Genomic DNA, 3,581 nt, shown 5'->3' on the forward strand with positions numbered 1-3,581 from the left:
ACCCGTCCGGCGTCGACTCCGTCAGGGCCGTCCCCCGCCGTCCGCGTCCGCCGAGCGTTCCGGGGCGTCCGCTGCGTCCAGCCACTGGCGCAGTTCCTCCCGCAGCGACCGCTGGAAGGTGGTCAGCAGTGCCTGGACCACGAGCGGGTGCATATGGGCCGACAAGGACTTCACGTCCCGTGTGTCGCGTTCGGCCACCGCCTCGCGCAGCAGGTCCGACAGCTCGTGCGCCGCCGCCCGCGCGTGGCCGGTCAGCACGGTCCGCGCGGCCAGGATCGTCTCCTGCGCCAGCGGCACGTCCAGCAGCCGCACCGCGAGCCGCAGCAGGCCGCAGTCCACGCGGAAGGACGACTCCCCGTCCCGCTCCCCGTCGTCCCGTGTCACCACGTTCATCGCGGCCAGCCGGTCCAGGTCCTCCCCGGTCAGCCGCCGTCCCGCCCGCCGCTCCAGCTCCGGGCGGGAGACGGTCTCCACGGTGTCCGGCGCCCAGGAGGCGACCACCGCCCGGTGGATCTCCAGGTCGTGCGGGCCCAGATCGGCCGGCAGCTGCCGCAGGTGCCGCTCGATCGCGGCCAGGCTCATGCCCTGGTGCTGCATCTCCTCGATCAGCGCCAGCCGCGCCAGATGCTCGCGGCCGTAGTGGCCCACCCGGCGCGGACCGATCACCGGCGGCGGCAGCAGCCCCTTGGTGCCGTAGAAGCGGACCGTGCGGACCGTGACGCCCGCCCGCGCGGCCAGCTCGTCGATCGTCAGGGTGGGCTCCCCGGTGTCGGTCGTCATGTACAGCAGTATCGCTGTCTCACCATTGGTGTGAAACCCGCGGGGAACCCGTGCGGGCGGTGTGAGAAGTGCCGCTCTGTGACGTGGACCACCGCTTGCCGGCCGTCGCGTCTGAGAAGCTGCTGCCTTGGTCTGTGCCGCGACAAAGGGTGGTGCGGGCCAAGACCTGCACGAACCCCGGATCCACGAGGTCCGGGCGCACCAGGAAGTGAAACCACCCCGTGAGCAAGGAAGCCGTGGAATCGGCACAGGCCACCCCCCACCCCCAGGTGGCCGCAGCGCCCGCGGACGCGGGCGACGCCGGATACAGCAAGGACCTCAAGGCCCGCCACGTCAACATGATCGCCATCGGCGGCGCCATCGGCACCGGCCTCTTCCTGGGCGCCGGCGGCCGCCTGCACAACGCCGGTCCGGCGCTCGCCCTGGCCTACCTGGTCTGCGGTGTCTTCGCGTTCTTCGTCGTGCGGGCCCTGGGCGAGCTGGTCCTCTACCGCCCGTCCTCCGGGTCCTTCGTGTCGTACGCGCGCGAGTTCCTCGGCGAGAAGGGCGCCTATGTCGCCGGCTGGATGTACTTCCTGAACTGGTCGACCACCGGCATCGCGGACATCACCGCGATCGCGCTCTACACGCACTACTGGAGCATGTTCACCTCCATCCCCCAGTGGGTGCTGGCGCTGATCGCCCTCGCCGTCGTGCTCACCGTGAACCTGATCTCGGTGAAGATCTTCGGCGAGATGGAGTTCTGGTTCGCGATCATCAAGGTCGCCACCCTCGTGGGCTTCATGCTGATCGGCATCTTCCTGCTGGCCACCCAGCACGATGTAGACGGCAGCAAGCCCGGTCTCAGCGTCATCACCGACCACGGCGGTGTCTTCCCTCACGGTCTGATGCCGGTCGTCCTGGTCATGCAGGGCGTGATCTTCGCCTACGCCGCGCTGGAGCTGGTCGGCGTGGCCGCCGGCGAGACCGCCGAGCCCGAGAAGGTCGTCCCGCGCGCGGTGAACTCGATCATGTGGCGGGTGGGCCTGTTCTACGTCGGCTCGGTCGTACTGCTCGCCCTGCTGCTGCCCGGCTCGGTGTACTCCGCCGACCAGAGCCCGTTCGTGACCGTGCTGTCCAAGATCGGCGTCCCGGCGGCCGGCGACGTGATGAACCTGGTCGTGCTGACCGCGGCCATGTCCTCGCTGAACTCCGGCCTGTACTCCACCGGCCGCATCCTGCGCTCGATGGCCATGGCCGGCTCGGCGCCGAAGTTCACCCGTGTGATGAGCCGCAGCCAGGTGCCCTACGGCGGCATCCTGCTGACCTGCGCGGTCTGTGTGCTCGGCGTCGTCCTGAACTACCTGGTGCCCAGCAAGGCCTTCGAGATCGTGCTGAACGTCGCCTCGCTCGGCATCATCAGCACCTGGGTGATCATCATGATCTGTCACGTGATCTTCGTGCGCCGCGCCCGCGCGGGCCTGGTCACCCGGCCGCACTTCCAGCTGAAGTTCAGCCCGGTCACCGAGATCGCCACCATCGTGTTCCTGCTGGTCTGCCTCGGCATGATGTGGAACGACGAGGAGGTCGGCCGCAAGACCCTCATGCTGATCCCGGTGATCGCCGTGATGCTGGTCGCCGGCTGGTTCGGCATCCGCCGTCAGGTGGCCAAGGACGCCGCCCAGGCCTCGGCGGAGCTGCCGGAGTAGCGGACCGGCGCCACTGTCAGTGGCAGCGCCTACGGTGGCGTCATGTCGGAGATCACGCGGGGTGACGCCACCGTTCCGTCGGCCGAGGGCGCCAAGGTGATCGCCCATGTCTGCAACGACATCGGCGGCTGGGGGAGGGGCTTCGTCCTGGCGCTGTCGCGCCGCCGGCCGGAGCCGGAGGCCGCCTACCGGGCCTGGCACCGCGACCGCGCGCACGACGACTTCGGCCTGGGCGCGGCCCAGCTGGTCCGCGTCGAGCCCTCGGTGCGGGTGGCCGACATGGTCGGCCGGCGGGGGATCGGGAAGGGCAGTAAGGGCGTGCCCGTCCGTTACGAGGCCATCGACACCGCCCTCGCCCGCCTCGCCGACGAGGCGGTCCGGCTCGGTGCGTCCGTGCACATGCCCCGGATAGGCTGCGGCCTGGCGGGCGGGAAGTGGACCCATGTGGAGCCGCTCATCGCCGGCCGGCTGGCGGCGCGGGGGATCGCCGTGACGGTGTACGACCACGGGGAGGGCGGGGCATGACCACAGCGGAGCGCGCGGGCGATGTGCTGGTGCTGGGCGGGGCCGGGGTGGACACGATCGTCCGGGTCCCCGAGCTGCCGCTGCCGTACGCCGACAGTTACATGATCGACTCGGGGATCCGTACCCGCGCCGGGCAGACCGGTGACTTCGTCGCCCTGGGGCTCGCCGCGCTGGGTCTGCGCACCCACCATCTCGACTACCTCGGCGACGACCCCGAGGGCGACCTCGTCCGCGCCCTGCACTCCGAGCACGGGATCGCCCTCACCGCGCTGCCGCAGCCGGCCGGGACCAAGCGGGCGGTCAATCTCGTCGGCCCGGACGGCCGCCGCCTGTCGCTGTACGACACCACCCGCGGCCACCCCGACGACCGCTTTCCCGAGGCCACGCTGCGGGCGCTGGCCGCCGCGAGCCGGCATGTGCACGTGACCATCACCCAGCCGGGCGCCCACGCCCTGCCCGTGCTCCGGGAGACCGGCGTGCCGCTCTCCACGGACCTGCACGACTGGGACGGCGAGAACCCGTACCACGAGGCGTTCGCCCACGCGGCCGACGTCGTCTTCCTGTCGGCCGCCGCCCTCGCCGACCCCG

Annotated in this window: 3 protein-coding genes and 1 pseudogene; 3 read left to right on the forward strand and 1 reads right to left on the reverse strand. The window is 71.2% G+C overall.

Features of this window, described 5'->3' with window-relative positions:
* Positions 1-21: 21 nt before the first annotated feature.
* Entirely contained in the window at positions 22-780 is a 759-nt protein-coding gene (locus H5J33_RS27530; protein WP_181797538.1) for a MerR family transcriptional regulator, read from the reverse strand.
* Positions 781-1,001: 221 nt separating this feature from the next.
* Between H5J33_RS27530 and H5J33_RS27535 the strand changes: the two genes are divergently transcribed.
* The 3 genes and pseudogenes from H5J33_RS27535 to H5J33_RS27545 form a co-directional block, all read left to right on the forward strand.
* Positions 1,002-2,468, forward strand: coding sequence for an amino acid permease (locus tag H5J33_RS27535; RefSeq protein ID WP_181797539.1), 1,467 nt, complete (start codon positions 1,002-1,004; stop codon positions 2,466-2,468).
* A gap of 42 nt (positions 2,469-2,510) precedes the next feature.
* Positions 2,511-2,993 carry an Appr-1-p processing protein gene (locus H5J33_RS27540; protein WP_181797540.1) on the forward strand — a complete coding sequence of 161 codons (483 nt, stop codon included), beginning with the start codon at positions 2,511-2,513 and terminating at the stop codon, positions 2,991-2,993.
* Positions 2,990-3,581: pseudogene (locus tag H5J33_RS27545) on the forward strand (adenosine kinase); the annotation flags it as partial. The gene H5J33_RS27540 and the pseudogene H5J33_RS27545, both read left to right, overlap by 4 nt.

This window comes from Streptomyces sp. WELS2 (genome assembly GCF_013870595.1).
In the GTDB taxonomy this organism is placed as follows: Bacteria; Actinomycetota; Actinomycetes; order Streptomycetales; family Streptomycetaceae; genus Streptomyces.